The sequence below is a fragment of the Pseudomonas vranovensis DSM 16006 genome (assembly GCF_000425805.1).
Classification (GTDB): Bacteria; Pseudomonadota; Gammaproteobacteria; order Pseudomonadales; family Pseudomonadaceae; genus Aquipseudomonas; species Aquipseudomonas vranovensis.
Window position 1 is genome coordinate 258,966 of sequence record NZ_KE384454.1, and the last position, 26,731, is coordinate 285,696.

General features: G+C 57.5%; 22 protein-coding genes and 1 pseudogene. 12 read left to right on the forward strand and 11 right to left on the reverse strand.

Annotation, left to right across the window (positions count from 1 at the left end; translation table 11 throughout):
- Position 1: 1 nt before the first annotated feature.
- Both H621_RS27400 and H621_RS27405 read right to left on the reverse strand, forming a co-directional pair.
- Entirely contained in the window at positions 2-1,102 is a 1,101-nt protein-coding gene (locus H621_RS27400; protein ID WP_051270650.1) for an MBL fold metallo-hydrolase, read from the reverse strand.
- Entirely contained in the window at positions 1,099-1,935 is an 837-nt protein-coding gene (locus tag H621_RS27405) for an SDR family NAD(P)-dependent oxidoreductase (RefSeq protein WP_084168013.1), read from the reverse strand. The genes H621_RS27400 and H621_RS27405 overlap by 4 nt, the downstream gene beginning before the upstream one ends.
- 121 nt (positions 1,936-2,056) lie before the next feature.
- Here H621_RS27405 and H621_RS0120700 point away from each other — a divergent pair, with 121 nt between their 5' ends.
- The 6 genes from H621_RS0120700 (at position 2,057) to H621_RS0120725 (ending at position 9,529) form a co-directional block, all read left to right on the forward strand.
- A complete protein-coding gene (locus tag H621_RS0120700; protein ID WP_028945201.1) occupies positions 2,057-3,067 on the forward strand; it encodes a helix-turn-helix transcriptional regulator in 1,011 nt (336 codons plus the stop codon).
- 55 nt (positions 3,068-3,122) lie between these two features.
- Positions 3,123-4,814 carry an aspartate-alanine antiporter gene (gene aspT / locus H621_RS0120705; protein WP_028945202.1) on the forward strand — a complete coding sequence of 564 codons (1,692 nt, stop codon included), beginning with the start codon at positions 3,123-3,125 and terminating at the stop codon, positions 4,812-4,814.
- Positions 4,815-5,089: 275 nt separating this feature from the next.
- Positions 5,090-6,172, forward strand: coding sequence for a KamA family radical SAM protein (locus tag H621_RS0120710; protein WP_245219107.1), 1,083 nt, complete (start codon positions 5,090-5,092; stop codon positions 6,170-6,172).
- Positions 6,173-6,202: 30 nt separating this feature from the next.
- Positions 6,203-7,570, forward strand: coding sequence for an ATP-grasp domain-containing protein (locus H621_RS0120715; RefSeq protein WP_028945204.1), 1,368 nt, complete (start codon positions 6,203-6,205; stop codon positions 7,568-7,570).
- Between the two features lie 4 nt (positions 7,571-7,574).
- Positions 7,575-8,300 carry a 2OG-Fe dioxygenase family protein gene (locus tag H621_RS0120720; RefSeq protein ID WP_028945205.1) on the forward strand — a complete coding sequence of 242 codons (726 nt, stop codon included), beginning with the start codon at positions 7,575-7,577 and terminating at the stop codon, positions 8,298-8,300.
- Positions 8,297-9,529 carry an MFS transporter gene (locus tag H621_RS0120725; RefSeq protein WP_028945206.1) on the forward strand — a complete coding sequence of 411 codons (1,233 nt, stop codon included), beginning with the start codon at positions 8,297-8,299 and terminating at the stop codon, positions 9,527-9,529. Before H621_RS0120720 ends, H621_RS0120725 begins: the two co-directional genes overlap by 4 nt.
- Positions 9,530-9,646: 117 nt before the next feature.
- Here H621_RS0120725 and H621_RS0120730 read toward each other — a convergent pair whose 3' ends face one another.
- The 5 genes from H621_RS0120730 to H621_RS0120750 form a co-directional block, all read right to left on the reverse strand.
- Complete coding sequence (locus H621_RS0120730; RefSeq protein ID WP_028945207.1) at positions 9,647-10,909, reverse strand: OprD family porin; 1,263 nt, start codon at positions 10,907-10,909, stop codon at positions 9,647-9,649.
- Positions 10,909-11,658 (reverse strand): nitroreductase, encoded by a 750-nt coding sequence (locus H621_RS0120735; protein ID WP_028945208.1) that lies wholly within the window; start codon positions 11,656-11,658, stop codon positions 10,909-10,911. The genes H621_RS0120730 and H621_RS0120735 overlap by 1 nt, the downstream gene beginning before the upstream one ends.
- A 30-nt stretch (positions 11,659-11,688) precedes the next feature.
- A complete protein-coding gene (locus tag H621_RS0120740; RefSeq protein ID WP_028945209.1) occupies positions 11,689-13,032 on the reverse strand; it encodes an MFS transporter in 1,344 nt (447 codons plus the stop codon).
- A 223-nt stretch (positions 13,033-13,255) separates the two neighbouring features.
- Positions 13,256-14,281, reverse strand: a complete 1,026-nt coding sequence (locus tag H621_RS27410) for an AraC family transcriptional regulator (protein ID WP_036990204.1) — start codon at positions 14,279-14,281, stop codon at positions 13,256-13,258.
- A gap of 122 nt (positions 14,282-14,403) precedes the next feature.
- On the reverse strand, positions 14,404-14,961 hold the full coding sequence (locus H621_RS0120750; protein ID WP_028945210.1) for a hypothetical protein: 558 nt from the start codon (positions 14,959-14,961) through the stop codon (positions 14,404-14,406).
- A 573-nt stretch (positions 14,962-15,534) separates the two neighbouring features.
- On the opposite strand from H621_RS0120750, the gene H621_RS27415 reads away from it, so the two are divergent.
- The 3 genes and pseudogenes from H621_RS27415 to H621_RS29025 all read left to right on the forward strand — a co-directional run bounded on the left by H621_RS27415 (position 15,535) and on the right by H621_RS29025 (position 18,637).
- The gene (locus tag H621_RS27415) at positions 15,535-15,891 is read left to right on the forward strand and encodes a hypothetical protein (protein ID WP_245219108.1); all 357 of its coding nucleotides are present in this window, start codon (positions 15,535-15,537) and stop codon (positions 15,889-15,891) included.
- Positions 15,892-16,966: 1,075 nt separating this feature from the next.
- Positions 16,967-18,247, forward strand: a complete 1,281-nt coding sequence (locus tag H621_RS0120760; protein WP_028945211.1) for a tyrosine-type recombinase/integrase — start codon at positions 16,967-16,969, stop codon at positions 18,245-18,247.
- A gap of 74 nt (positions 18,248-18,321) precedes the next feature.
- A pseudogene (locus H621_RS29025) lies at positions 18,322-18,637 on the forward strand (hypothetical protein).
- Between the two features lie 846 nt (positions 18,638-19,483).
- Here H621_RS29025 and H621_RS0120775 read toward each other — a convergent pair.
- Positions 19,484-19,759 (reverse strand): helix-turn-helix domain-containing protein, encoded by a 276-nt coding sequence (locus H621_RS0120775; protein ID WP_028945213.1) that lies wholly within the window; start codon positions 19,757-19,759, stop codon positions 19,484-19,486.
- A 142-nt stretch (positions 19,760-19,901) separates the two neighbouring features.
- Between H621_RS0120775 and H621_RS27425 the strand changes: the two genes are divergently transcribed.
- The 3 genes from H621_RS27425 to H621_RS0120790 all read left to right on the forward strand — a co-directional run bounded on the left by H621_RS27425 (position 19,902) and on the right by H621_RS0120790 (position 22,573).
- Complete coding sequence (locus tag H621_RS27425) at positions 19,902-20,363, forward strand: hypothetical protein (RefSeq protein WP_209420958.1); 462 nt, start codon at positions 19,902-19,904, stop codon at positions 20,361-20,363.
- Between the two features lie 191 nt (positions 20,364-20,554).
- A complete protein-coding gene (locus H621_RS0120785) occupies positions 20,555-21,313 on the forward strand; it encodes an SIR2 family NAD-dependent protein deacylase (RefSeq protein WP_028945214.1) in 759 nt (252 codons plus the stop codon).
- 78 nt (positions 21,314-21,391) lie between these two features.
- Positions 21,392-22,573, forward strand: a complete 1,182-nt coding sequence (locus H621_RS0120790; RefSeq protein ID WP_028945215.1) for a Fic family protein — start codon at positions 21,392-21,394, stop codon at positions 22,571-22,573.
- Positions 22,574-22,849: 276 nt separating this feature from the next.
- Here H621_RS0120790 and H621_RS0120795 read toward each other — a convergent pair whose 3' ends face one another.
- From H621_RS0120795 to H621_RS0120805, 3 genes are all read right to left on the reverse strand, one after another.
- The gene (locus tag H621_RS0120795; protein WP_028945216.1) at positions 22,850-24,199 is read right to left on the reverse strand and encodes an IS1182 family transposase; all 1,350 of its coding nucleotides are present in this window, start codon (positions 24,197-24,199) and stop codon (positions 22,850-22,852) included.
- 199 nt (positions 24,200-24,398) lie between these two features.
- Positions 24,399-25,526: a CaiB/BaiF CoA transferase family protein gene (locus tag H621_RS0120800; protein WP_028945217.1), complete on the reverse strand. Its 1,128-nt coding sequence runs from the start codon at positions 25,524-25,526 to the stop codon at positions 24,399-24,401.
- A gap of 93 nt (positions 25,527-25,619) precedes the next feature.
- Positions 25,620-26,705 (reverse strand): Zn-dependent alcohol dehydrogenase, encoded by a 1,086-nt coding sequence (locus H621_RS0120805; protein WP_028945218.1) that lies wholly within the window; start codon positions 26,703-26,705, stop codon positions 25,620-25,622.
- Positions 26,706-26,731 lie beyond the last annotated feature (26 nt).

The following is a 26,731-nucleotide window of genomic DNA, read 5'->3' on the forward strand; positions in this document are numbered from 1 at the left end:
GTCAGAGCGAGTGTGGCTCAGGAACCGGGGTTGCGCTAAAGGACCGGGTGCAGCGTCGGTACAGGGCGCCATGTCGGGCGTGGCCGACATAGAACGCCGGCCGAGTACCGGGGAACAGCCAGAACGGGGTCATCTCTGACGACGGGAAGACATTCGGAAAGCGCAGGTCGCGCATCGACGGGCCGGCGACGGTGGCTTCCTGGACCATGGAGATGTACTGGTCCACTGCGCTCTCCAGGGTATTGCCGTTGATGATCACCTCGGTGCCGATCATCCGCGCATAGTCGGCCACACCACTGGCAGTGGACAGCAGTGGGGCATAGGCATCGACGCTGACGCCGTTTTCGCTGGTCACCCACAGGCCTTCGTCGGTATGCACCACGATCGAGTGGTTGCCTTCGGTGTGGCCTGGGGTATGCATCAGGGCCACGCCGTCACCGAGCATGATCGAGCCGTCGAAGCACATCACCTTGTCCTGGGGAATGCCGGTGACGCCGTTGGGGCAGTACCAGTCGGCCTGGTAGGGGTTCAGGTCGTTGGTCGAGGCCCACTCGCGCCAATGCACCAGCAGCTTGGCGTTGGGGAACAGGCCCGGCTCGCTGGCTGTACCCAGCCAGCGCCGTACGTCCTGGGTGTGCAGGTGGTCGTAGGTGATGTAGTCGATGTCTTCCGGGCGCAGGCCGAGGCGGGCGAGAATCTGCGGCACGGTGTTCTGGCGGTTGATGATCAGCTTGCTGATCCAGTTGGCCGTCCGGTCCTGCAGGCGCCGAAAGAACGGTGTTTCTCCGTTGCGTTCGTGATCGGAGGGCGAAACCAGCAATGTCTTTACGCCCTCGGGGGTGTCGAACTGCACCACGAACAGACGGTTCTGGATGTGCATGTATTCGACCAGGTGCTCCCGCGAGAACGCATTGCGCAGGCCGTAGCGCACTGGGTAGGGCACCTTGACCAGGTCGAACGATTCAAAATAGCGGGCCTTGGGGCCACGCAGCATGTCGTCCCGAAACCGCGCTGCGGCAATCCGGGTGTCTTCGACCCGGGCCTGCTGGCCAGCTGCGCTGCGGGCGTTATCGAAGTGACGAATCGGTTCAAATGCACTCATTTACGGGCATCCTTGAGGGAAGGGAGGGCGCTTCTGGCCAGATTACGATCGACAATCCAGCGTTGCAGTGAACTGAACTTGCGCCCCAGGGCGCGGATCAGCCGGGCCTTGAAACCTGGCGTGATCATGAACTGACGCCGCTGGATTCCGCGCATGATCCCGGCCACCGCTTGCTCGACGGTCAGCACGCCTGCCACGGCGTTGAGTTCGCGGGTTACCGGGCTGCCATGCTGGCGCTCATAGGTCAGCAGCGGCGTCTGGATTTCGCCTGGGCACACCACTGACACATCGATGCCACACAGCTTTTGTTCGGCGCGCAGCACTTCGGCCAGGCCTACCACACCGAACTTGGAGGCGGCGTAGGCCGACTGGGTATAGCTGCCGACAATCCCGGCAAGGGACGCCATGAGCACCAAGTGCCCCTGTGGCTTCAGGTACTTGAGCGCACTGGCAGCGAAGTTGCGGCTGCCGAACAGGTTGACCCTGATCACCTGCTCGAACGTTTCTACGGCAAGCTCGGTGAACACGGCGTTGCGCATCAGGCCGGCGCAGTTGAACGCAAGCTCAGGCGCACCCTGCAGGCTGTGCGCCAGGGCCATTGCATTGTCCACGGCTGCTGAGTCGGTGATGTCAACGGGGTACCAGCGCACGGTTTGCCCCGGCGCGGTGCACCTTTTGCGCAATTGTTCCAGGATGTCGTCTGCGAGCTGCAGGTCGAAAATCGCGACGCTTGCGCCTTGCGCCAGTAGCGCATGGGCAAAGCCCAGGCCAATGCCACTGCCGCCACCGGACAGATAGGCAACGCGAGGCAAGTGAAACTTCCAGTTCGTCATGGACAGACCTGTCGAGCCAAGGGGGAGTGGCGAAAATTTACCTTTACGCGCCGGCAACGACTTGACATTTACCGAACAAAAGTTGATTTATTACGAACTCATCACGGCGGGGCGATGCAACATGTTCCTGTTACGCAGCGGTGCCATCGACGGTTACAGCACACTGGTGTCCAAGCTTGGTCACAACCCGGTGAGCCTGTTGCAGGGCGCCGGCATGGTGGTGGCGCAACTGCGCCAGCCCAACAGCTATGTGTCGTATGAAAGCACCGCCGACCTGCTCGACCACACCGCAGCGCAATGCCAGGAACCCTTGTTCGGCTTGCGCCTGGCGGCCCGGCAAAACCTCTTGGCCATCGGTGACGTGGCGCTGTCGGGCAGCCGCCAGGCAACGGTCGGCGAAGCGCTGAACTTTGCCCGCCAGTACCTGTACCTGCACGCCAGCGGCCTGCACCTGGAGCAAGCCAGCAGGGGCGAACGGGCTGAAGTAAGGCTGCGTTTCGACTTCAGCAATGCCTTCGGCCTGCTGCAGTTGAGCCAGCTCAGCGCCGCGCAATTGTTCAACGCCGTCAAACTGCTGACTGGGGGCGATAGCCCGCAGATTCGCCTGCACCTGCAACAAGGCAGCGCCCGCAGTGCTCACTGGCAGGCCGCCGGCGACTACGGCAAAGTCCGCTTCAACAGCACCTTCGACGGCATCAGCTTCCCCATCGACTACCTCAAGCGCCCGCCGTTGGCCAACGAGGAACTGCTACGCGAGCACCTGCTGCATTGCGTGCAACTGCTCAAAGCCCAATACCCGGAAAACCTCAAGGCCCAGGTCTGCCACCTGATCGGAAGCCTGCTGCACACCGGCGAATGTGGCATCGAGGCAGTAAGCAACTCACTGGGCGTGCAGCCGCGTGTGCTGCAAAAGCGTCTCAGGGCCGAAGGCAGCAGCTTCAGCCAGTTGCTGCAGGAAACCCGCCTGGACATCGCCCGGCTCAACTTGTTGCGTGAAACCACCAGTATCACCGACCTGGCGCTCAACCTTGGCTACGCCGATGTCTCGGTGTTCAGTCGTCACTTCAAGCAATGGACTGGCCTGTCCCCCCGAAACTGGCGGGCGCAACAGCCACCCAACGTGGAAATCTGACAAGCACAACCCCTTGAACTAGGCTCCTGACAGCTGCTGACAGGAAGCCCGCGCCATGTTCGATTTTCTCTTGCACGCCTTGCGTTCTACACCGGAGATCGCGGTGTTCCTGGCCATTGCCCTGGGTGTGTTCATCGGGCGGATTCACCTGGGCAGCTTTCATCTGGGCTCGGTAGCTGGCGCGTTGTTGATGGGGCTGCTGATCGGCCAGATCGGCCTGGAGGTACCTACCGGGCTCAAGACGGTGTTCTTTGTACTGTTTATCTACGCCGTGGGCTTCAAGAGCGGCCCGGAGTTTTTCGGCAGCCTCAATCGCGGCACCCTCAAGCTGGTGTTGGTATCGGTCGTGCTCTGCGCAACGGCCCTGGGCTGCATTCTGCTGATGGCCACCTTCTACGACTTTGATGCAGGCTTTACCGCCGGGCTTGGCGCTGGCGCGCTGACCGACACGGCGATCATGGGCACCGCGACCAGTGCCATCAATCAATTGGCCATCGACAGCGCGGCGAAGGCCGAGCTCAACAGCCACATGGCTATTGCCTACGCCATCACCTACCTGTTCGGTACCATCGGCCTGATCGTGTTCGTCGGCACGGTGGCGCCGAAGCTGCTCGGGGTCGACCTCAAGGCCTCGGCGCGAGAACTGGAACTGTCGCTGGGTATCGCCAATGAAGAAGACGCAATCACGGTGCCCTATACCCGAATCGTGGTACGCGCCCACCAGGTGATCGCGCAGGGTGAAGCCGATGGCGTGCGCATTGTCGATATCGAAGCCCGGCATCCATCGCTGACAGTGGAACGGATAGTGCGGGCCGGCCAGGTCATCGCGCGCGACCCGCAACTGACTCTGCGCGCGGGGGATATCGTCGGTGTGTATGCCCTGCGCGAAGCGGTCGGCACGCTGGCGCTGTGGATGGGGCCAGAGATCGACCATCCCGAGTCATTGTCGTTTCCTACCCGCCAGGTCGACATCGTACTGACCGCAGCCGAATTCAACGGCAAGACCATTCACCAGGCCAAGGCACACCTGGGCAACGTCCAGGGGTTGGGCTGCTTTGTGAACACCGTGACCCGCCAAGGCTATGAACTGCCATTGCTGCCCAACACCGTACTGCGCCGCGGTGACGTGATCACCCTGACAGGACGCACCGCCAGTGTCGAAGCCCTGGCCGAGCGCTTGGGGCGGATCAGGGAGAGCAACTACAAGAGCGACATCGCCGTGCATGCCTTGGGCATGGTCATCGGTTCGTTGCTGGGGCTGTTGTCGACCCACATCGGCATGATCCCGGTGGAGCTGGGTATTGGTGGCGGGGTATTGGTCGCAGCGCTGGTCATTGGCTGGTACAACTCGCGCCATCCGGAAACCGGTGCCTTGCCGCCAGCGGCGCAATGGGCGTTCTCGGAGTTCGGGCTGACCGCCTTCGGTGCGGTAGTGGGCCTGCTGGCCGGCCCGGCCGCGATAGCGGCCATGAAGGAGCAGGGCGTGGCGCTGCTGGTATCAGGCGCAGTAGTCACCATCGTGCCGCCGCTGGTGGCGCTGTACTTTGGCCGCTACGTGCTACGCCTGCATCCGATGATTCTGTTCGGTGCCCTGGCCGGTGCACAGACCGAGGCGGCGTCGATGAACAAGATCATCGAGCAGTCGGGCAGTAATACGCCGGTCATCGGCTTCACCGTGTGCTATGCCATCTCTAACGTGCTGCTGGCGGTGTGCGGGCCAATCATTGTTTATGTAGTGACCGGGTAGGTAACACGGCATCAAGGCGCGCTGAACGTGCCAGCGGTTGTCGTCCACGCCACACGTAATGTTGAAGTTACATTGACCCCGAGGGTCATTTACCGTGTTGGTTTGTTCATGCGGCCAAGTAGCATTCAGAAATAGTTGCTCACCTGCATTGCCGCCCATCTTTACTAGCCTCAGTGTCTTTCGCACAAGGAGGCGCACGCTACATGTCTATCTATGAACGAACTATTCAGGGTGCCCGCCAATGGAATGACTGGCGCTGGCAGCAGAAGAATGCAGTGCGTGACGAACCGACACTTAACGCGGCCTGCGGTGGTTGGAGCAAAGAGGTATCGGCGCATATCGAACGCAACTTGCAAGACCGCAAGCTGCAAGTCACGCCGTATTATATTGAGCTCATCATGCGCTCGCTCGATAACGCGCCGGTGACCGAGCATCCCCTGTGGCAACAGGTGGTGCCCTACTGGAATGAAGAAATACCGGGCGACTACGATGGCACTTCCGAGAATTGGGAGTTGCACCATGAGATGAAGACGCCTATTTGCCAGCACAAGTACGATAATCGCGTCATCTTGCGGATGACCAATACCTGCAATGCCTATTGCCAGTTCTGTTTCGAGGCCTTGCGCACCCTGCAGGTCGACACTGAAAAAGCCAACGCCAACACCCACTCATTCCTGGCATCGGTGGAGTACGTACGCAACAACCCTGCCATCGAGGAGGTGATCCTCAGCGGTGGTGACCCCTTGATGCTGGCCGACCGCAGGCTGGAAGAGAACCTGGCGGCATTGCGCGCCGTCAGCGACAACCTGCTTATTCGCATTCATTCTCGGGCCTTGAGTTTCAACCCGTTTCGTGTCACCGATGAGTTGGTGGCCATGCTCGATAAATATAAAGTCAACGCCTTTGGCGTGCATGTCTGCCACCCCCTTGAACTGAGCGCAGACTTTACCGCCGCCGTTCAGCGCCTTCAGCGTGTCGTGCCTATTGTGTTTGCCAACATGCCATTGTTGCGGGGCGTGAATGACGATGAAGACACATTGCACACACTGTTTATTGACCTTTACCGCCTGGGTGTAAAACCCTATTACCTGTACCACTTCATGCCGTTCTCACCCGGTGCGTCGGCGTACAAGGCTTCGATCAGTCAGGCCATTGCGATCATGGGTCGGCTTAAACGCCGTGTGTCCAACATCGCCCTGCCCGAATATGTTCTACCGCACGCACAAGGCAAATTCACCGTGCCCTTGCTGGATGTTGAAAAGCCTCAAGACTTTCCACACTTTGAAGTTCGCGACGGACAACGGTATTACCGCTTCCGTAACTGGCAAGGCCACTGGTGCAGTTGGCAGGACGCGTAAACTCATCGACGAAATCAGGACGTAGTGATCATGAAGCAGGATGCCATTCTTTTTATTGATGTCGATGACAGTCGTCATGTTCGCTATCACTACCGGGAGCCTCACTTTGCAGCGGCCCGCGAACAAGGATTGCTTTGTCTGACGGCGGGTGTAGCAGGGCGCCATCACCTGCAACGACTTCGGGATGACAGTGATGCCGTGTTCTTGCTCGATTCGCTGAACGAGCACGCCATTCTGGACCTGGTTGCCCAACTGGAGGAGCAGTACGCCCTTCGTGCGATTTTCTGCCAGGCGGGGCATCCGTCTGCTCAAGGGGAGGTGGGGTGTATCGTTGCGCAGGTCTGCCAGCGGCTCGGCCTGGTCTACAGCTGCCCCGAGGGTATTGCCGCCTGCAACAACAAGTTCCTGATGCGCCGTGTACTGGATAAGCAGGGGCTTCGCTCCGTGCCGTTCGCACTGTGCAGCAACGAACAGGCCCTCAAGGCGGGGGCTGACCGAGTGGGCTATCCGCTGATCGCCAAGCCACCGTTTGGTGGTGCCTCTGCGTTCATCAAGAAGTGTTCCAACTGGGAAGCATTGCGCAGCCATTACGCGCAGTTCCGTCGCGAGCACGGCACTGCCAGCAACTCGGATTTCTACGGCTGCGCGCACACCCTGGCGGGCGAAGACGGGCAGCAGCACGCGCACATTCCAGGCTGCAGCATGCTGCTGGAGGGCTATATCTCGGGCATTGAAGGGAGTGTCGAGTGTGTGATCGTCGGTGAGCAGATCCATGCGCTGCTGATCAACGAAAAACTGGTGCTTACCGAGCGCAGCGGCACTGTGCTCGAAAACCTGCTGATTTCACCGCCGGCGTCCTTTACCGAGCAGCAGTGCAAACAGATCCGCCAATACGCTGTGGATTGCCTGCGCGCGGTCGGCCTGACCAACGCGGTGGTGCATTTCGAGTTTCGCATGACCGCCGAGGGCCCCGTGGCCATTGAAATCAACCCGCGCCTGGGGGGGCTCTACGTCAACGCGGCATTTCGTGACCTGGCCGCCATCGATCCTTACCAGTTGTATATCGCTGTGCTGCTGGGCAAACCGGGGGTAACCGCGCAACTCGATGGTGCCGCGCAAAAGGTCGCCGCTGCAGGACAACGCTACTCGATGCTGGCGGTGTACCCGGAACACAGCGGCCATTTCAAGGGCATTGAAGGCCTGCACTACCTGGATAACCAGGCGTGTGTACTGGAATATGCCCAGCAGAGCGCCGGCAGCTATATCGACGCGGATATCGAAGAGCACTACTTGCTCAAGTGCTGGGCCAAGGTCGACGATGCCGCACACGCCCATGCCCTGCATGATGCGGTCAGGCAAAACCTGCGTGTCATCCTCGATAACCCGGTTGCAGGGTAGCGCGATGGACGTCCTACAGATTTCGGCGCATTTGCGCGAGCATCACCATTGCCATGTCCGGGATTATCGGGATCTGATTCCGATTGAACCCGGTGAAGAGGACAGCTTTCGAGCGTACTGGTCAAATCTGGTGCCCGACGAGGCGTTCCAGGCGTACACCCACCGCGAACGCCGCATCCTGCGCTATCGATTGTCGCCTTCGCGGCAACTACAGCTCGACAGGAATACCGCGTTCAATTCGCCCGTCACCTATGCCATCGAGTATCGCCAGGGCGTCAATCACTTGAGCTACTGCGAGGAGGGCTTCATCTCGCATCCGCTCATGCACAAGCTTCTGGCCATGGACCTTGCGCTGATCGGCCCGCACCTCGGTGAGCAGGCGTACACGATTGATATCCACCCGTTCCGGGTCAAGGCAGATGCCCAGTCCAGCAGCCCGACCACGTCGGGGATTCACCAGGATGGCCTGGACTGGGTATTCGTGCATTTCATCGGCGAGCGTAATACGGTGCCAGTGGTCTCGGAGTTCTTCACCACTGAATCGACACACAGCCCGGTGTTGAACCTGGCGCTGGGGCAGTTCCTCGAAACCATCGTGTTCAATGATCGCGCACTGTACCATCGCGCCAGCGATGTTCGTCCGCTGGCCGATTCGGCCCCAGCCTGGCGCGATGTGTTGCTCGTCGGCCTGCGCAGTGAAAGGCCCGACGCAGAGGCGCAGGGTTCATGAGCCACGACTCGCGGTTGGCCCGCTCGACCCTGAACGCGCGCCTGATCATCTTTGCCAGAGGCATTTCGGATTTTGGCGCGTTCCTGAACATCGTGGCGCTCTCCACCTACGTCTACTGGCTCAGTGAAAGCGTGGTGTTCGTCAGTATCTTCCTGGCGTGCCGCGTCATCGGCGGGATTGTCGCCAGCCTGTTCGGCATTGCGTTTTTCCGGCGCTTTGCCGGGCGAGGCACACTGGCCGGCCTGGATCTGGCCAGGGCGCTGCTATTGACGCCGCTGCTGGTGCTGATACCAGCGCATCAGCTGAGCATCCTGCCGTTTATCGCCTTTGGGATCGGCTTGTGCAATTCGCTGTTTGCCATTGGTATCAACAGCCAGCTACCCACCTGGGTTGCACTGGAGCAGCGGGTGAGCACCAATGCTTGGATTACCTCTGCCGCGGCCACCGGTGCGGTCTTCGGCAGCTTGCTGTCCGGCTTGCTGATTGCAACTGCGGGGTTCGCAGCGGTGTTCACCGTCAACATTGCCACCTATGTGCTGGCCGCCAGCCTGATCTTGCCGTTGCGTGCGTTGTATTCAGTCGCGGTAGCTGCGCATCGAGGGCTTTCTGCCGAGTGGCACGAACTCAGAACAGGGCTGCGTGCAGCACCGGTGTTGGCAGCCATGCTGCTGATCAGCATGCTCGACACGCTTGGTAGCGCCGCTCATAACGTCGGTTGGCCCGTGTTGTCCCAGTACATTTCGCCAGACACGGCAAAAACGGTGATGGGTTATCTGCTGGCGGTCTGGGCCTGTGGCAAGTTCCTTGGCGCGCGCCTGGCCAGTGCAGTTCTGAAAGGCCGTGACACGCAGCGCATGGAGCGCCTGTTCATGATGGGCGTGGCGCTGATGTCCAGCGGTTTCGTGCTGACCTTTCAACAAACCGAGTTGTGGTTGGCACTGGTGTTGGTCGTGTGGGCCGGCCTGGGGGATGGACTGTCTGAGGTGGCCTTGATTTCCCGGGCACAAAGCGAGCCGGATAGCCTGCGCCTGCCACTGTTCAGTTTATTGACCCTGATTCAGATGGCCGGCTTCGGCGTAGGCATGCTGCTGGTCGGCCCGTTCTATGTAGCATGGACGCCGGCCCAGGTGATTGTTGTGTTCCATGGCTTGCCGTTGGTTGCGCTGGTGATCATGGGGCTGTGGATGAACAAGCGGCGGATCGACGTTGGCGCATGGAAGAAATCCTGAGGGCCCATAGCAGCACGACCGCAGGCTGACACCAGCGGCTACAAGTTGGGGTTGCAGTCTGTAGCCGCTGCCGAAGTACGAGGCTGCGATCGGCTGCGCAGCAGTCGTCATTCCGTTTCAGTAATTGAGTGTATAGCGCAGGATCAAACGGTTCTCGTTGGCGCTGTCGGCGTAGGTGGAGCGGTTGGTGGAGTTGCGCCATTGTACCGACAGCCCTTTGACCGGGCCGCTCTGGACCACGTAGGTGATATCGGTCATGCGTTCCCACTCCTGGCCGTCGTCACCCGATGCGCGTAGGCCGGCCGCCTGTGATGTATTGATCATGGTCGGATCGACGTCCTCACCCTTGGCGTACTTCACCCCCAGGGTCAGGCCGGGAATACCCAGGGTGACGAAGTCGAAGTCATAGCGCGCGAACCAGACGCGTTCATTGGCTGCGGTGAAGGTGCTCACCAGCGATTCACCGAACAGGTAGGTGTCAGTGCCATTGACGAACGCAAACGGGGTATCGCCCCAGGCTTTCTGGTAACCGCCGCCCAGAGTGTGGCCCTTGAGGCTGTAGGCCAGGTAACTGCTCAAGGTACGGTTATCGACTTCACCCAGGCTTTTGTCGCCGGTCTCGTTGGCGTCGAACAGGCGCACATCGGTAATAAGGGTGCCCACCGACAGTGGCTGGTTGAGTTTCAGGCCCACGTAGTTGTTGCGGTAAAGGTCTTCAAGCTCCGCGATGTGATAGCTCAAGGTCAGCGTCGGCAACGCTTTGTAATCGAAGGCCAGGTAGTTGTAATAGTCGGCTTCTACCGGCGCGTAGCCGGTGGCGGTGAGGGATTCGAAGTCGGTGGAGTTGCGCTGCTTCACCTTGTTGATTCGCAGCGCCGAAAAAGTCAGCCCGGACAGATCGTTGGACACCAGGCTGCCACCACGAAACACCTGGGGCAGCAAGCGGCTGTTGTTGCTTGCAAGCAACGGCATGACCGGGTTGATGCCGCCAATGCGCAGCTCGCTTTTGCCCAGGCGCGCCTTGGCGGTCACGGTCATCTTGCTGTATGCGTCTTCGACGTTGCGCTCGGAGTCGTAGGCCAGCAGGCCTGATCCGGTTCGGTCGGGACTGGAGTCGAGCTTAACCCCGAGCAGGCCAAGGGCGTCGACACCAAAGCCGACCGTTCCTTCGGTAAAACCCGATTGCAGGTTGAGGATGAAACCCTGGCCCCATTCATCGCGCTTGTTCTGGCGTGCATCGTCATTGCGAAAGTCGCGGTTGTAATAGAAGTTGCGCAGTTCAAGGCTTGCCTTTGCATCATTGACAAAGTCCGCCAGTGCCACAGGGGTTTGAGTGGCAACAGCCGTGGCGAGCAGCAGCTTCACAGGGTGTTTCGACATTACAGGCACCTTTTATTTTTGTTGTTGTGATCAAAGTGGAACGTTGCAAACGCACTGACCGTTTCCCGATCGGTCACCAGGGTGTTTTCGACACCGGCAGGGTCGGCGTAGCCGAGGCTCATGCCGCACACCAGCATCTGCTCGGGCGCAATGCCCAATTGCTGCGAGATGAGGGCGTGGTACTTGAGGAAGGAGGCCTGCGGGCAGGTATGCAGGCCTCGGCCACGCGCGGCGACCATCACGCTTTGCAAGAACATGCCGTAGTCGAGGAGGCTGCCCTCGCCGAGGCTACGGTCAATGGTGAACAGCAGCCCTACCGGGGCGTCGAAGAACCGGTAGTTGCGACCGTGCTGTTCATGCATGCGCTGCTTGTCGCCCTTGTCGATGCCCAGCAACCCGTAGAGCGCCCAGCCCACGGCCCGTCGGCGGTCGAGGTAGGGCGCTTTCCATTGGCGTGGGTAGTAGGCATATGGGTCCTGCAGATGGGCGCTGCGCACCGGATCGTCATCGAGTTCGGCGATGGCGCGCGACAGCCGCGCCTTCGCTTCGCCGGCAACCACGTGAACATGCCAGGGTTGCATGTTCACGCCGGTAGCGCTGAAGCGGGCGACATCGAGGATGGCCTCGATGTCGGCCTGCGCCACCTCGGTGGGAAGAAATGCCCGGATACTGCGTCGCGTGGTGATTGCCCTGTCAACGGCCTGGTGTAGAAGTTTCGCGTCGGCTGGCGGTGGCGATAGTCGGTTCATGTCTGATCCTGCAGGCAGCGTGCGATGTACTCAGCGCGACAACGCCAGGGCTTTTCTCTCTTGAGTCGATTGCGCCCTGGACTGGTTGATCAAGGTGACCGCCAGGGCACCGATCAGGCCGGCCAGGCTGATAGCCATGAAGTTCTGCTGCAGCGGCAGGGCCAACGACACCAGCCAGCCAATCAGCACAGGGGCAACAATCGCGCCGATGCGCCCCACGCCAGATGCGAAGCCGACACCGGTAGAGCGGATTTCCGAAGGATAGAAATCACCGGCGTAGGCATAGGCCAGCAACTGGGTGCCCAGGGTAGAGGCTCCTACCAGGAACACCACCGCGAACAACAATGTGGTATCGCGGGTGAAGCCCAGGAGGGTGAGGGCGATAGCACCGATGATGTAGAAGCACACCAGTACATACTTGATGTTGAACTTGTCGCTCAACCAGCCCCCGACCATGGCGCCGGCGATCGACCCCAGGTTGAAGACAATGACGAAGTTCAATGCAGAGCCCAGGCTGAAGCCCGCCATTGCCATCAACTTGGTCAGCCAGGAGTTGAGGGCATAGACCATGAATAGGCCAGTCATGAACGCGGTCCAGATCATCACGGTGCTAAAGCCGCGACCTTGCTTGAACAAGTCGCGTACCGGAGTTTCCTGGGTGCCCTGCACCGGTACGTTGCCAGTCACCACGGTATTGCTTGCCAGGTTAAAGCCCGGCTCGATCTTCTGCACGATCTCGCGCAGCTCATCCTGGCGACCGGTTCTGAGCAGGTAGCCGATCGACTGCGGCATGCTTTTGAGGATGAACGGAATCAGCAGTACTGGCAGGCCTGCAACGTAGAACACCCACTGCCAGCCATAAGTCTCGATCAGTTGCTTGGCGGTGAGTGCCACCAGGATCCCGCCTACCGAATAGCCCGCGAAAACCAGGGTAATCAGGCGAGTACGCAGCTTGAGGGGCGAGTATTCACCCATCTGCGCAGTACACACCGGCAGTACGCCACCGATGCCCAGGCCTGCAATGAAGCGCGCGATGCTGAAGCTGACCGGGTCGTCGGTCAGGCCCGCCACTGCGGTGAAGATGCTGAACAGCGCCACACAGATGGCGATCATGCGCGGCCGGCCGATGCGGTCGGCCAATGTACCGAGGAAAATCGCACCCAACATGGTGCCCAGCAGAGCCGAGCCCGCCATGATGCCGGCGCTGGTGGGGTCGACATTCATGTCTTGCATGATCGCTGGCAGTGCCGCGCCGACCACGGCAAGGTCATAGCCGTCGATGATCAGAATGAGCACACACCAGAACAGGATGCGCCCATGCAAACGATTGAACTTTGAATCTCCTGCCAACGCATAGACGTTCACTGATTGCATATCGTGTCTTCCTTCGCTTTTATTCTTGTTTGTGAAGTGCACAGTCGTAATGCCAGGGCCCAATGGGCTACCTGCTGCGAATCCTAGGGGGGTTTACCAATACGTCACATGCCCGTGGGCGTCGTTGTGATTGACCGAAATGGACACCGGCTGTGGCAGTGGGCTTGCACTGCGATGCGATACGACCGATAGATCGCAACCGCGGGGCAAGCCCGCACTTCCATCAGTAAGCGCTTTGCTCTTGTGCGCTGCTGCGGCGATAGGCGCCGGGGCTTACCCCGGTCCACTTCTTGAAAGCGCGGTGAAAGGCGCTGGTTTCCTGAAAGCCTGCCTGCGCGGCGACTTCGCAGACAGTCAAGTCCGATTGCCCGAGAAAGTTGATTGCCATGTCGCGCCTGAGACTGTCCTTGAGCCCTTGGTAACTCGCGCCTTCGGCCTGCAAGCGCCGTTGCAGGGTGGAGCTGGACATGCTCAATTGGTTGGCGATCTCATCCAGTGCCGGCCAGTCTTCCGGGCGGTGGTTACGTAGCCGTTGCCTGACCTGGGCACTGAGACTCGCGTCATTGCGGTACTTGACCAGCAGGCTGGCGGGCGACTCCCTGAGGAAGGTCGCCAGGCTCTCGTGGGACTGGGCGACCTTGAGTTTCAAGAAACTTGCGTCAAAACGTACGAGGGTTACCGGTGCGCCGAACTCGATGTGTTCGCAGAAACGCATCCGGTAGTCGCTGTCATCGTTCGGGCGCGGTGTTCGAAAACTCAACGCCTGCAGCGGAATTCGACGATTACCCAGCCAGCACAACAGGCCATGCACGAGGATCAACCAGGTGCCGTAGCTGAACAACCTGCGTTCGATGCCATGGTCGTGAATGATGATATGCGCCGAATCTCCCTCCACCTTCAACTCGCCGTACAGATCGTCCAGCCCCATGCGCAGGAACGCCAGTATTCGCCGAAGCGCTTGCTCCAGCGATTCACAGCCAATGGTTGCATGGCACATAAGGCGAAAGCTGCCACGTCGCAAGGGATGGCTGTCGATGGCGAAGAACTCATCGTCGAGCATGTCCGACAACGCCACCCATAGCCTTGAGAAAGCCGCAGCCGATACCCGCGCGTTTGGGGACAGGAGCAATTGCGGGTCGATGCGCGCTTGCTGCAAGGGAAGGGCAGTACACAACCCCCGTTGGGCTGCGCCAAAAAGGGCTTCACGCACAAGGCTGATGGAGGTGGTTCCCTTGTAGGCAGCGAGCATTGCGTGGTCTCCATCCGTTGATTCAAGCCGGAAAGAAACTTACCAGATGGCCGTAAACGGCGGGGCGCACATTTTTGCATATGCGCCAAGCGTTTAAGGGGTAGGGCAGTGGTGCAACCCGATCAAACATAATAGTGCGTCACGTTGTCCATCACGGCATCGCGACTCGTGTACTGGTCGGGTCTTTTTTGTATGCGCTGCCGCGCACGTTGGTAAACCGCCGAATGCACACCCGAGAAAGGGAAACTGTCCGCAGAGAATACCGGCACGACGACACTCACGCCGCGGCGGTATTCGTAATTGAATGTTTGTGCAATCAGCCCTGAATAGTGTTGGGTGTACTCAATATTTGTGAAGCCTGCAGCCTTCAGCGCCGCAATGACCTGCATGCCTATATAGGTGGACGGCGGTGTGCATCTCAAGCGTGACAGATGACCATCGCCGCCAAATATTTTAATACGGGTGTTGCCTGCACTCATACCGGCGTGATGGATGGCCGCCAGGATCTGACAGACATTGTGGTTTAACTGCTTTTCAGAATCGAAGTGAGCGCACACAAGCCTTCGAGCGGTTGCGTCTTCTCCATACAGGCCAATACACGTCTGTATGGCGGGCATGGAGAGCGACAAGTTTTCGGTAGGGAAGACCCCATAGCTTCCTTGCAGGATGACCGCGCGCATAACATTCTTGTCCTTTTTGAATGGTTTAATGACTGCATTGAATCCGCAACAGGGACTGTACGTGACAGGACCCCGGACAGAATTCGGAAACGTCCTATTTTCTGGCCTCCGGGTAGTTTTGTAGAAGGACGCGCAGCGGATTTGTATGCTGAGACAGTTCTCAAACGGAGGGAGTGCGATGAGGCTGGTCGTTTATGCGGAACGTTGCCAGGGAGCATCGGATCTAACTCAACTAAATGACTATTTAGTTGAGTTATAATTTTGCGTTATCAAAAAAGACGGGGAGTGAGGACGTTTTCGAGAAACCAGATATTGGTATCCTCCTAGGAAACCTCAAAAAGAGTGGAGAGCATATGCCCCAATTAAGCCAGGCTGAAGTCGAAGGGATTTACCTTGAAATCATCAAGCTGGTGAGTGATACGAAACACTTAACATTGAGGCAGGGAACATTACCCGCGAGATTTTCTGATATCCCATGGCTATTGTATTGCATTGGGAGTGATCGCCAGTGTTTCTACCGTAACCACACTGATGATCAAGTTGATCTGATCCCATTCCCAGGAGCAATCCCAGATGCAGCAGCACCTAATGCCATGGATGGTCGAAAGCGCGTACCGTTATTTGACGGCAGCAAAGCATCTTAAGCATTGCGACAACATGCTGCCAATTGCGCAGACCAATGCTGCACTTGGTATGGAAATCCTGCTTAAAAGCTTCGTTTCAAAACCCAATGGCAACCTTGGCCAGGTCTTTGAAACCTACGAACTCGACTACAACGCGATCAAGGCCGCTCACGAGCATTTGAAAGCAGCAGATAGAATTCCAGCTCACCGGAAGAACAAGTCTGCTGATAAGCACGATCTGATGCCGCGACGTTTTCACCAAGGCGCGGTATCCATACGAGAAAGATGCCAGGAGCGGTTCCGGTGACATTCTAATCGGGGTCCTGGACGAGCTGATTGACGACGTGGTGGACTGGTATCGCCAGCAGAAATGCCAAGATCTGTCCATCGTGTGCCACGGAATGACGCCGGCCGATTTTCAGCCCAAGCCAGGCAAGGAGCCTGAGCGGTCGTGAACCTGGCTTCAAATCTGTCCACCCAGGGCCCCCGAGTCTCCATAGGAAGCTTCGCATAATGTATATTATGTTAAACGAGGTGCTATGTTAAGAATGTTCATGAGCTTCTGTCCATTTCCACTAGCCTCCGGTTGAGGCTATCGCGAAATAAAGAGACTCTCACCAATCAGTGTCTAACCTGTTGATTCTGAAATGAAAAAATCCAATCGAGCAAATGTTTTTTCGAAAAAAAGAGACATTTTCCGGGGTTGGAGCCCTTAACTGGTGCTTCAGCGACACAATTTTCTAGGATGAGACTGATTTTTTGACGCCCGCGGGTTGTTGCTATATTGGGAGACTTTCCCCGGCAGTACGGTTTGCAGAGATTAAGAGACTTTCCTGCGTTCGTGATCGTATTAGCCAGCTAATCTGGCCAAGCGCCCCTGAGTGGCTCAAACTCAGATTGCTAAGCCTCTCGCGTCATTCCAAGGCGAGCGAAATTGAGGTGGAGGCTGGGCTTTGGGCTCGTTCGGCCTATTGCTAAATTTCGAGACTTTCCCGGCCAGTTGTGCTGATACCAGGAAAAATTCAGGAAAAAAAGTGCCTTACGACTTGCGAAAAGTAGGAGGCTTGCCGCATTCGTGGTGCTGAGTTTTGAGTTGCAACAAATTCTTAGAAAGCTTTGCCCTCTAGAAATCCGGGAATGTCTCCTAATTAAACAATAATCCAGTGTTCCATCCTGTCCTGCCAGAACTTTGGAGTTTTTAGGCTCGATACTATTGATGGCCCATGGCCTCATTTAACCTAGCCAGGTCCGCCAATGTTGCGTCAGGGAAATCTAGTCGCTACCATCGATAGATTGAGGCTTTATCTTCGGATTAGCTAACAACTTCCGATTACTGTCATAACTGGAAGTCTATTGTCTTCAAAAAATCTGGTTGGTATTGCATGGCGCGCGCACCCACACCCTTGTTCGAAACCTACGATAACTTCATCGAGCAAGACTTCAGTTTGCGCGGTTCCCCACTCGCCTGCGTCGGCTCCTACCTGGATGAGTTTGAAGCCTGTTTGGAAGCTGACCGGGGCTACGCTGCGGTGCGTGCATTCCTGCGCGCGTTTTCCGACAATGCACAGACATTCAACTCGTACCGCAGCCACACGGAGCGCTTGCTTCTGTGGGCACTGCTGGTCCAGGTCAAGCCGCTGAACCAACTCAAGCGCCAGGATGCGCAAGATTATCTGGATTTCTGTCGAAACCCGCCGGCTGACTGGGCGGGTCCGGTGACCCGCAGCCGCTTCCTGAATAACCCGGCAGCGGTGAATGCTCGCGATGGCTGGATGCCTAATCCTAAATGGCATCCCTTCAACATTAAGTCTCGCAAGGCGCGGGTCACAGAATCTCCTAGCACCCAGCATTATCAACCGGCGAATGGCACGTTAAACCAGGTGTATACTGTCTGCAGTCGGTTCTATGAATTCCTCATTGAAGACGGCTTCGCCCAAACGAACCCGTTTCGCCTACTTAAAAAAGGCAATCGATTTTCTACGCAAGAACTTGAAGTTGCTTCTTCGCGGGCACTCACGCCGCTGCAGTGGGACTTTGTCCTGGACACCGTTGAGGAGATGGCGAACGCCGAGCCGGAGCGGCATGAACGAACCTTGTTTATTGTTGCAACCTTGTTCGCCATGTACCTGCGGGTTTCAGACCTCGCCGGTCGAAAGAATTGGAAACCCACCATGGGTGACTTTCGTTTAGATGATGAAGGCAACTGGTGGTACTTCGCGGTGGGTAAAGGCAACAAGGCGGCCAAGATTGCCGTGCGGGATATCTACGTAGAGCGCTATTTAAAACGTTATCGCCGATTCCTAGGACTCTCTGAATTACCTCATCCCGGGGAAAGTACGCCGCTGATCAAAACGCTCAATGGTCGAGCAGGCTTGTCTGACCGACAGATCCGCGCCCTCCTCCAAGCTGTTTTTGATAAAGCCGTGGACAAGATGCGCAGCGAAGGTCGTGCTCACCATGAGATGGAAAGTTTGCGCTCTGCTTCTGCGCACTGGCTGCGTCACACCTCTGCTACCTTTGACGCTCCGCTGCGCAATCCTAAAGACCTGCAGGAAGACCTGCGGCACAGCAACCTCAGTACGACCCAGAACACCTATTATCACGCGCATGACCAAGAACGCGCGCACTCGGTGAAGCGCATCGGCATGCGAGACCGCGGTTAAACCTGGATTGCCCAGTCGTCGACCGCCAGCTCGCCGTCCCACATGGATCGAAGCCATTTATCTAGGAATTCACAGTGAAAATTACCGGGCTAGTCGAGGTTGAAGCCGTCACTGACGTTATCTGTGACGTCTGCGGTTGTTCTACGCGCAGGGCCGCGGGGGGGGGGGTACCAGTATGGAACTCTACAAGCCCACTGGGGGTATGGCAGTGACCACGACGGTCAGCGATTTGAGGTACATCTCTGTGAGCACTGCTTTTTTCAGACCTTGGCGTACATGAAGCAAGAGCGACGCGTTCAACAGCTGTTCAGTGATGAGCCGTCTGCTGTGACTGATGATTTGGGCCTGGTTGCCCAGGACGATTACTTCCAGGACACGGGCCGCCGTTGATGGGTCGATCATCGACATCGACCAGCTAGCGGCCTGGCCCTTATAAGCGGGCTTCCGGGAGTGGCGTTTACCTTGGGCAAACGGTCGACCAGGACCAGCGTTGAAAAATCTGAATTAGTGTTGATCTATCTCTCGGCGGGCAGATCGGCACTGGCTTGTGGTGCCCTCTCCCCCTAATGCTTAAGGAGCGTCTTGCAGAATGCGGGCAATTCCATAGGCGAGGAATCTTTCCCGCCGAGAGGCCATTTTCCAGTCCAAGGCACAAGCCAGGGTCATGGCCAGTGGAGACTTGCTCACCTGGTCAAGAGCTGGCAGCGCATCATCGCTGTGCTGACCACCAGGATGAATGGCTGGGGCATGGCTTTGTGGTTCGAATCATCCAATTCGTATTTGGCGGGTAAGCTGCCGAAAGACGTTCTATCCTCGGATCCAGACGCGGTTGTCAACGCCGCTCTGGACGAGATTGGTGGCAGTTCGCATGGGTAGCACTGCTAGGGATTGGAGGTCTGTCCGATGAATGCGCGTCATCGCTAGAACTGAGAGACAAAACCGCATTATTTAGCTACGCCCTCCTCCATCCAGGCTCCAAGCCTGCAGCCTTTCGCCAGTGCTAGTCAGGATTCCTCCACGATTCTCGATACGGTCGCCTAAACAAGCCAATTGAAAAACGGAGAGCAGCGGCGGTGGCCATAGGCATTTGAATGTAGAAGGGGCCACCTTAGCCATGGAATGATCTACGCATGACTACGCTGCTCCCGGAAGCTGGTTCTCAGTGAGCAGCGCGATAGTAGTCGTTTCAGGATGGCATGAACACTATAGCGCTCATTTTGGGCACTGGATCGACCTTCAAGGCTTGAGAGCCTCCTTTTTCACCTGCTTGATCAGCCCGTCTAAGCCAACATCGGGATCTTGGATAAGGTACGCAGACACAATGAGGCTGAGTGGGTGGATACCCATGCGGCTGGCCAGCTCTTCAATTTTTTGAATAGTCGGCGACTTGAGTCCGCGTTCGAGGGAGCTCACGTAGGTTCGGCTACTGACTACGGCGAAATCTTCCTGGGTCAGGTCGTGAAGAATGCGCATGCGCCGCAGTGCCTCACCCAGGGATTCACGGATTTCCATCATCATTCCTCTGAAAAGGAATGATGAAGCGCTATCGAACACGATAGGGCTACAATCTATAGTGTTCATTGTGGGATAATTTGAGTTTTCCAGCCCTGGTGACTGGTCGCCTAGGGATATGCAGCGCTCAGTGGAGCCCGTTTTGATCTATTTGTCCGAATCTCACACCCGTACTGTCCGTATAGGTTCTTATTGTGAAATTGAGGGGATGTGCTTTTGGGTGACCTTGCGGTCGCTTTTCAATGGTGAGAGCGAGCGAGCAGCTGTTGTGGAAGATGCCTACGAACTCAACGTTTTCCTCACCCAGGCAACGGGCGTCGAGATCGCGCAGGTACAAATGCTATGCCCTCCATCCATCAGCGGACGTCCGCACTGGAGCCTGGAAGAGCTTCGTAAGATTGTGATTCACCGTGGGCTTGAGTGCTCGCAAAGCGCGGTGATTTACGAGACTGAGGTGGCCACCTACAAATTAGGAGATCTCGATTTACGCCTGCGGAAACGATCACATGCGTTGTACTCGGCGCGAAGCCTGAATGCGCGAACCACCAGCGTGGCCCTTCCACCTAAACCTGCTGACGAACCGCAGTTGTACGCACACTTTTGATGCAGAAGCGCACACCGTCATTGGCCGTTAAAACCCGGCTGGAATACGGTTTGGGTTCTGCGAGTGTGAGCCTGGCTATTTCGGCACGAGGCGCCCGTAACGGCTGTGCACTTAATAAAGTCAATTCCGATGCCGCTCGCGACCGTTATCCTGACAGGCTTCCCTGCCCCGCGTTAGGGTGATGAATACCCATGGACAACCTAGCAAAAGCCGCTGAGGCACTGCGGTCAGCGCAACATATCATGGTGTTTACCGGCGCTGGCGTTTCTGCCGGAAGCGGGATTCCGACTTTCCGCGACGAACTGACCGGGTTGTGGGAGCGCCAAGACCCGCAGCGTTTAGAAACGGCGCAGGCATTCCGCGAAAATCCGGCGCTGGTTTGGGGCTGGTACCTATGGCGGCGCCAGCAAGTAATGCAAGCCAAGCCCAATGCGGCACATCAGGCGATCCATCGGTTATCTGGCAGCGGCCGGAGTGTCACCGTGGTCACTCAGAATATTGATGATTTGCACGAGCGGGCAGGCAATCAGGAGGTGCTTCATCTCCATGGCAGCCTGATGCGCCCCAAGTGTTTCGCCTGTCATCGATTCGTCGTGGAACCGCTGGTGTTTCCGATCATTCCAGTGGAAGGCGCATTGATAGAACCGCCCCGCTGCCGCCGATGCAACGGCCGCTTGCGTCCAGCTATCGTGTGGTTTGGTGAGGACCTCCCGCCAGGTGCATGGAAAACCGCCAGCCAAGCAGCACGACAGTGTGACGTCCTGCTTTCTATCGGGACTTCCGGTGTGGTCAGGCCTGCTGCTGACTTACCAGATATCGCGTTAGAGTCTGGTGCAGTGGTCATACACGTCAATAACGTAGATGTATCCATGAATGGGCCGAACGAGATCATGCTGATAGGCCCTGCTGAGAAAATACTGCCACAGCTGATTGCTCTGGGGTTGACATGACCATCCACTACCCGGCAAGGAGAAAGTTTTGAAACGCTCTAAGCCTTTATAACTAGCTGTACAAAGGACTAGGTGGCAATGGCATTCACCCCGTACATCACCCAAGATAAGGCCACGGAGGAGCTGCTGGAACAAATCATCCAGATCATGAGGCTCGACGAGACCCTTCACACCGGGATTCCAGCCTCATTACGCGTGCCTATGATGAATCTGGTACAGCTTGTAAATTCGTACTGCAGCAACAAGATCGAGGGGAATTCAAGCGCACCGATCGACATTCTGAGGGCCGAGGATAGTCCTCATGAGATGGAGGGTGACCAAAGCCTGCAAGAGGTCAACCGCCACATTGAAGCCCAGCGCCGGCTCGTCAATGAGCCATTCAACAAGGTCACCGTGTGTGCGAAGGTCACAATCTCACGCCTACATCGCGAACTCTATGTCGGCGTGCCTGAACGGATGCTGGAAATGCAATCATTCGAGCCAGCGATTTCCGCGCGCATGGTCCCTGGTGAATTTCGCAAATGTGAGGTCCGCGTTGGCCAACACATCCCCCCTACTTCGCAACAGATGCATTTGCACCTCAACGACTTTGAGCGGGTGTACCGTCTAGACTGGATCCACGGGCAATCGCGGCTCTTAGCCGCTGCTGCCTCGCACCACCGCCTGATGTGGATCCACCCATTCATGGACGGCAATGGTCGTACGGGCCGCCTATTCACAGACCAGTACCTCAAGGCTGCTGGCTTGAGTGGGTATGGCTTGTGGTCCATGAGCCGTGGGTTCGCTCGCAATATCGCCGCCTATTACGAGATGCTGTGCGCTGCGGATGCTCCGCGCCAAGGCGGATTAGACGGCCGTGGCGAACTATCGGATAGCGGTTTGTTGCGCTGGACTAGATTCTTCACTGAGACAGCACTGGAACAGTTGCAGTACTTCAGTAAGCTGCTGGAACCGGAAAGGCTAAATGATCGGATCGACGGCTATTTTGAGATGCGGAGCCGCAGCGCGCTGTCAGGCAGTAAAGGCGAGCACCTGCCTGAATTGCAGATTAAGTGCCGTGATATCTACAAAACGCTCCTCTACGTGGGTGACCAGCAACGCAACGATATCCGTGCGCGCCTGGGTCTCGATGAGACTACCACGCACAGCCTACTAAGCCAGATGTGTTTAGAGGGGCTGATCACTTTGGACCGCCGTCAGTCGGTATCCCTGAAGCTTTCGCGGCACTCGATAGATTTTCTGTTCCCCTCTCTCTGGTAGTTTGCCCCCCACGAGCATTTTGGTTATCGAGTAGCTAATTCAAAGCTAGGTTCATCAGCGTCCGCTTTTGACCGACTGCTGCATCCCGCGATGGGCATCTATGGGCCGATTCTGTTGAAAAAGTCGAATTTTCAAATGGCCTGAACTCAGGCACGACCACCACTGGAGAACCTACTCAGGTTTTTCGGCCCTTCGGTGACCTTTGCTGCTCTGTTATTGGGTTAATTTGAGGTTTTTTGCTTGGTGCAGGCGCACCTGTCCCGTGACTGGTGGCCCTTAAGATGAAAATTTGGCCAGCCGTCGCAGGTTCTGCACCGCAGCGGCCAGCGTGAATTCATCCGTCGCGCCACTCATGCCACGTAGCCGGAGGCGATCCACTTTCAGGATGCGCTTGAGGTGGGCAAACAACATTTCGACCTTTTTACGTTCGTGGCGAGAGCGCTGATATGCCGGCGTTGTTGCAATGCGCCGAGCCACATCGCGAGCGGCTTCATGGACGCTGCGAGCGATCTTGCGAATCGAAGTGTTCGGGCAGCACTTGGCTTTCATCGGACATGTCGCGCAGTCGGTCTGCCGGGATCGGAAGATGATGGTGTTGGCTTCGGTGACGTGCGAACGCTCGTTTTTGAAGGCTCGCCATTCGCTGCGCAATGGGTTGCCGGCCGGGCAGCGGTATTCCTCAGCCTCTTCATTCCAGTGGAAATCGTTACTCGAAAAGCTGTTGTTCTTACGCTCGGTTTTGTCCCACACCGGCACATGCGGCTCGATGTCTTTTTCCTCCACCATCCAGGCGAGCATCGGCGCGGTACCGTAAGCGGTATCGCCAATGAGGCGCTCCGGCTTGATGTCGAACTGCGCTTCGACCCGTTCGATCATGGTCTTGGTGCTCTCGACTTCTGCGGTTCGATGAGCCGGTGTGGGTTCCACATCCATGATCACGCCGTGCTCGGTATCGATCAGATAATTCGTGGAGTAAGCGTAGAACGCTGGGCCACCTGGAGCGGTCCAGCGAGCCTGAGGATCCGTCAGCGACAGGCGCTTCGGTAGCGTTTCGGCCAAAGCCTCTTCATCGAGGCCCTCAAGGTACTCACGCACGGCGCGGGTGCTCAGGGATGGAACGCTCCAGTTGACCGGTTCATCTCCCGGTACGCCGCGCTGCCGACTCGCATCCGCTTTGATGATGCTGGCGTCCAAGGCAAAGCCTTCGCCCTTGACCAGACCGGCGTCCATGCAGCGACGCAGCACTTCATTGAACAACCAGCGAAACAGATCACTGTCCCGAAAACGGCCGTGTCGATTTTTGGAAAAGGTCGAGTGGTTGGGGATATCGTCTTCAAGGCTCAACCGGCAGAACCAGCGATACGCCAGGTTCAAATGGGCCTCTTCGCACAACCGCCGCTCTGAGCGAATACCGTAGCAATAGCCGACGATCAGCATGCGGATCATCAGTTCGGGATCAATCGACGGACGCCCAATCGGGCTATAGAAATCGGCGAGGTAATGGCGCAGGTCGCTCAGATCGAGACATTGATCAATGCTGCGCAGAAGGTGATTGGCTGGAATGTGATCTTCAAGGTTGAACGAGTAAAACAGCCGCTTCTGCCCACTCGATAACTGTCCCATCATGCTGCGTGCTTCCCTGCTGGCCAATGCAGAAATTTTGCCGCAGGCCAGACAGGAGAGCTACTTTTTCAACAGAATCGGCCAATTGCAGCCCTTCGCGAGAGGCACGGGATCTATGCCTCGACCCAGTCGGCCACCGGCACGGTGGTCCAAGAGCAATCAGCGGATGTTATGGAAGTCCGAGGAGACTTGCTTAGCCATTCTATCGGGAACCATCAAGCAATTGCCAAAGACCTACGTTGTTGGCTTCAAGTGCCGACCTGACTTGTTCTGTATGTTCGCCACGCATCGGTATCGCCCTCGGCGTAACTATTTGCCCATTGAAACGCGGTGCCGGGTGAGCCTGCAGCATGCCGTCGCGCTGGAAATACACCTCTCTATGTACCATGTGAGGGTGCATGGAAGACTCCTGTGGACTGAGGACCGGCGCGAAACACACGTCCGTACCTTCGAACAGCTCGCACCATTGCTCGCGCGTACGGCTAATAAAGATGGTCTCGAACGCCGAACGCATTTCTTCCCAACGACTCATGTCCCATTGCGGGGCGAAGCGAGGGTCGTCGACCAAGTCCAGCTTCTCCAGAAGTATCGCGTAAAACTGTGGCTCCATGGCCCCAATGGAAACGTACAGACCATCTGCACAGCGGTAAGTGGCGTAGAAATGGGAGCCGTCATGCATGCTCTTGCCCCGCTGTTCCTGAATCCCGCCACGAGGTGCCATCGACATCAACAGCTGCATCATGTGCGCCGAACCATCGACGATGGCGGCATCGACCACGGTGCCTTTACCCGTAGTGCGCGCATTGAGGATGCCCGCCAGCAGACCGATTGTGAGATAAAGGGCCCCACCGCCAATGTCGCCGATGAGTGTGATGGGCGAAGACGGCGCTTCGCCCTCAGTCCCGCAGTAATACATCGCCCCTGACAGCGAGATGTAGTTGTTGTCATGACCTGCCGCCTGAGCCATCGGGCCATTCTGACCCCAGCCCGTCATGCGCCCGTAAACCAGCATCGGATTACGTGCCAGCAGAACCTCCGGCCCCAACCCTAGACGTTCCATCACACCCGGGCGCATGCCTTCGATCAGCGCGTCCGCGCTTTCGATCAGCTTTAGTACGGTCTCGCGCCCATCGGGTGTTTTCAGGTCGGCTACCACGGAGCGCTTTCCACGATTCATCGCGCTTTTAGAAGCGTTCTTCTCACCTGTAACACAGACAGCTTCGCCACGCTCAACAGCGATGACTTGCGCTCCCAGATCGGCCAGATGCATGGCACAAAACGGCCCGGGACCGATGCCGCAGATTTCTACAATTTTGATGTCACCAAGCATGGCTATCCTCTTCTCATCCGGTTGTGCATTGCCGGTCAGGGCCAGGGCATTACCTCGTCAGCGCGTAACCCCGCCCGACCATTCACCCGACACTCACTGGTCGAAGACAATCACCGAACGTGCCAGCTCGCCGCGACGCATCTCGTCGAAGGCGATATTGATGTCTTCGAGTTTGATGCGCTGCGAGATCATCTCGTCGAGTTTGAGTCGACCCTGCATATAGAAATCGGTCAGGCTCGGCAGATCGACCGGAAAACGGTTCGAACCCATGATTGACCCTTGAATGCGGCGGGCCTGCAGAAGCTGGAAAGGATCGATCTCTAGCTTGGTGCCCAGTTTCATCATGCCGATGATCGTCGCGCAGCCACCACGTTTGAGCATGCCGAATGCCTGCTCGGCCGTCTGCTTGAGGCCGATACACTCGAATGAGTGATCGACACCGCCTCTGGTCAGCTCGATGACCTGTTGAACCGTATCGCCGTTTTTCGCATTGATGACATCAGTGGCACCAAACTGCCGGGCCAGTTCCAGCTTCGAATCGATCATGTCGATGGCAATGATGCGGCCGGCACCGGCCAGTACCGCACCGTTGATTGCAGCCAGGCCGATACCGCCACAACCCAGAACAACCACGGTCTCGCCGGGGCGCACTTTGGCGGTGTTGAATACCGCACCGGTCCCCGTTGTGACGGCGCAACCGAGCAGCGCGGCGCGATCCAGCGGCATGTCACGGCGAATGGCAACCAGCGCATGTTCGTGAACCAGCATCTGCTCGGCATAGGCGGACAGGTTGGCAAATTGCGGCATGGGTTTTTGCACGTACGTCAGCCGTGGTTCGTTACCCTTGCTGCGGCGGGTTTCCGGCGATATGCACAGCGACAAGTGGCCAGTGACGCAATGGGCGCAATGGCCGCAGTAGACCGACAGGCACGTGACCACATGATCCCCTGGTTTGACGGTGCGGACGTCCGAGCCCACCTGTTCGACGATACCGGCTGCCTCGTGGCCGAGCACCACGGGGGCCGGATGCGGATACATCCCGTCGACGACATGCAGGTCCGAGTGACAGACACCTACAGCGACAGTACGCACCAGGACTTCACGTGGACCCGGTTTGCTGATCCCGACTTCCTCGATGGTCAAAGGGGAACCCGGCGTGTGGAATACGGCTGCTTTCATGATTTACCTCGATAGAAATTGTTGTT

Bases quoted from the DNA above. Each gene is read 5' to 3' on its own strand.
- H621_RS27405 (WP_084168013.1), bottom strand. From the start codon at position 1,935: ATGACGAACTGGAAGTTTCACTTGCCTCGCGTTGCCTATCTGTCCGGT.
- H621_RS0120750 (WP_028945210.1), bottom strand. From the start codon at position 14,961: ATGCGCGCGGTCATCCTGCAAGGAAGCTATGGGGTCTTCCCTACCGAA.
- H621_RS0120785 (WP_028945214.1), top strand. From the start codon at position 20,555: ATGGACAACCTAGCAAAAGCCGCTGAGGCACTGCGGTCAGCGCAACAT.
- H621_RS27410 (WP_036990204.1), bottom strand. From the start codon at position 14,281: ATGCTCGCTGCCTACAAGGGAACCACCTCCATCAGCCTTGTGCGTGAA.
- H621_RS0120805 (WP_028945218.1), bottom strand. From the start codon at position 26,705: ATGAAAGCAGCCGTATTCCACACGCCGGGTTCCCCTTTGACCATCGAG.
- H621_RS0120730 (WP_028945207.1), bottom strand. From the start codon at position 10,909: ATGTCGAAACACCCTGTGAAGCTGCTGCTCGCCACGGCTGTTGCCACT.
- H621_RS0120720 (WP_028945205.1), top strand. From the start codon at position 7,575: ATGGACGTCCTACAGATTTCGGCGCATTTGCGCGAGCATCACCATTGC.
- H621_RS27400 (WP_051270650.1), bottom strand. From the start codon at position 1,102: ATGAGTGCATTTGAACCGATTCGTCACTTCGATAACGCCCGCAGCGCA.
- H621_RS0120790 (WP_028945215.1), top strand. From the start codon at position 21,392: ATGGCATTCACCCCGTACATCACCCAAGATAAGGCCACGGAGGAGCTG.
- H621_RS0120735 (WP_028945208.1), bottom strand. From the start codon at position 11,658: ATGAACCGACTATCGCCACCGCCAGCCGACGCGAAACTTCTACACCAG.
- H621_RS27415 (WP_245219108.1), top strand. From the start codon at position 15,535: ATGCAGCAGCACCTAATGCCATGGATGGTCGAAAGCGCGTACCGTTAT.
- H621_RS0120700 (WP_028945201.1), top strand. From the start codon at position 2,057: ATGTTCCTGTTACGCAGCGGTGCCATCGACGGTTACAGCACACTGGTG.
- H621_RS0120740 (WP_028945209.1), bottom strand. From the start codon at position 13,032: ATGCAATCAGTGAACGTCTATGCGTTGGCAGGAGATTCAAAGTTCAAT.
- H621_RS0120725 (WP_028945206.1), top strand. From the start codon at position 8,297: ATGAGCCACGACTCGCGGTTGGCCCGCTCGACCCTGAACGCGCGCCTG.
- H621_RS0120775 (WP_028945213.1), bottom strand. From the start codon at position 19,759: ATGGAAATCCGTGAATCCCTGGGTGAGGCACTGCGGCGCATGCGCATT.
- H621_RS0120760 (WP_028945211.1), top strand. From the start codon at position 16,967: ATGGCGCGCGCACCCACACCCTTGTTCGAAACCTACGATAACTTCATC.
- H621_RS0120795 (WP_028945216.1), bottom strand. From the start codon at position 24,199: ATGATGGGACAGTTATCGAGTGGGCAGAAGCGGCTGTTTTACTCGTTC.
- H621_RS0120800 (WP_028945217.1), bottom strand. From the start codon at position 25,526: ATGCTTGGTGACATCAAAATTGTAGAAATCTGCGGCATCGGTCCCGGG.
- aspT (WP_028945202.1), top strand. From the start codon at position 3,123: ATGTTCGATTTTCTCTTGCACGCCTTGCGTTCTACACCGGAGATCGCG.
- H621_RS0120715 (WP_028945204.1), top strand. From the start codon at position 6,203: ATGAAGCAGGATGCCATTCTTTTTATTGATGTCGATGACAGTCGTCAT.